A 1710-nucleotide genomic window follows, 5' to 3' on the forward strand; every position below is an offset into this window, starting at 1 on the left:
TTCGTCAACCTTCGGATACTGGCGGATCGACAGGCTGAATATGCCCTGGAAACCCAGGAGCAGGATCATGCATGCAAGGACCGTGGAGAGGACGGGCCGGCGAATGAAGAGATCGGAAACGCTCATTGCTGGTCGGCCTGCTTGTTCGCCGATTTGGTTGGGTCGATGGTGTTGTCGACGTTGACGGACATGCCGTTGAAGAGGCGATTCTGACCTGCCGTGACAACCTCATCGCCCGCCTTGAGGCCTTCGACGATCTCGACCATGCCCTCGTTGCGGCGGCCGGGCTTGACGAATACCTGCGACAGGACCAGGGCAGGCTGCTCGCCCCCCGCGGCCGGCTTGGCCTGATCGGCGGCGGCCTTGTCCGCTGGTTTTGCCGCATCGGCGGCAGGCTTCGCGGCTTCGGCCGGTTTGGCATCGGCCGCGGGCTTGGCGTCCGCCGGCTTGTCGGTCGCCGCCGCGGCGGGGTTTGTCTCCGGCTTGGTCGGCTGCGCCTCGGCGGGCTTTGCCGGGTGCACCACGAATATGTAGTCGCCATAGAGGCTCGTGGTCAGCGCCGTCTGCGGCAGCGCCAGCACATTCTGCTCCTCGGGCAGTTCGACACGCACTTGCACGAACTGGCCGGGGGTCAGCTTGCCTTCGGGATTGGCGACTTCCGCCCGGATGTTCACCAGCCGGCTGGACGGGTCGATCTTGGGATCGATACCGCGAATGGTCCCGGCAAAAGGCATGTCGCCGCCGCTGAGGCCCAGCCGAACCGTCTGCCCGATCTTGAGCAGCGGCAGTTGCTGTTCGGGAACCGTGAAGTCGCCCCGCATCGTGTCGAGATCCTGCAGCGTCACCACGGCGGTGCCGGGCGCCAGATATTGGCCTAGATCGATCTTCGGGATGCCGACGGTTCCAGCAAAGGGCGCCGTCAGCTGCTTCTGGTCGAGCACTGCCTGAAGCCTGTTGACCTGGGATGCCGAGGCGGACGCGGCCGCACGTGCGGTGTCCAAGGTCGAGTCCGAGCCGACACCGCGCTTGGTCAGTTCGAGTGCACGGGTCAGCGATGTCTGATCGAGCGCCGCCTGCGCCTTCTGTGCCGCGAGATCGGCACGCTCTACGGCGTCGTCGAGCTGCAGCAGCACCGCATTGGCCGCCACTTTCTCGTTGGCATGGAAGGGGATCTCCTTGACGATGCCGGCGGTCTCAACCGTCAGGTCGACACCGCGCACGGCGCGGACCGTGCCGATCGCCTCGATGCCCGGCGTCCAGTTCGACGGCTTGACGATGGTTGTCGACACGGTTGCCGCTGGCGGCTTCATCGTGGCGAAATATTGCTTGATGCCGTTGTCACGCAGGAAATTGAACCCGACGATGCCGCCGACCACGATGACGAGCACGGCCAACACAAGAATGATGATAACGAAACGGAGTATGCGCTTGAACAAGGAAGTCCCCTCAGTCGAAATCCGGCGCGAAGCGCGGATATCGGGACACATATCGACTGCGGGCCCCGATTTCAAATGACCGCGGTCTTACTGTACCGTCTGGACGGTCTTGTCAATTGGGCCTAAGCTTGCGATGGGAGGCGCCATGAAAGCCCAACGAACGAACTCGCGCGAGAGGATTCTCGCTGCGGCGGCGGACGTCGCACGGGAATCCGGTCCCGGTAGCCTGTCCCTGGATGCCGTCGCCAGCCGCGCCGGCGTATCAAAGGGCGGA

2 protein-coding genes are annotated in these 1710 nt (G+C 64.1%); one reads left to right on the top strand and one right to left on the bottom strand.

Annotation, left to right across the window (positions count from 1 at the left end; translation table 11 throughout):
- Positions 1-122: 122 nt before the first annotated feature.
- Entirely contained in the window at positions 123-1436 is a 1314-nt protein-coding gene (locus tag FJ980_RS30635; protein ID WP_140547316.1) for an efflux RND transporter periplasmic adaptor subunit, read from the bottom strand.
- 145 nt (positions 1437-1581) lie between these two features.
- Here FJ980_RS30635 and FJ980_RS30640 point away from each other — a divergent pair.
- The coding region (locus FJ980_RS30640; protein ID WP_140547317.1) for a TetR family transcriptional regulator at positions 1582-1710 on the top strand (129 nt) is incomplete at its 3' end.

Source organism: Mesorhizobium sp. B1-1-5 (assembly GCF_006443065.1).
In the GTDB taxonomy this organism is placed as follows: Bacteria; Pseudomonadota; Alphaproteobacteria; order Rhizobiales; family Rhizobiaceae; genus Mesorhizobium.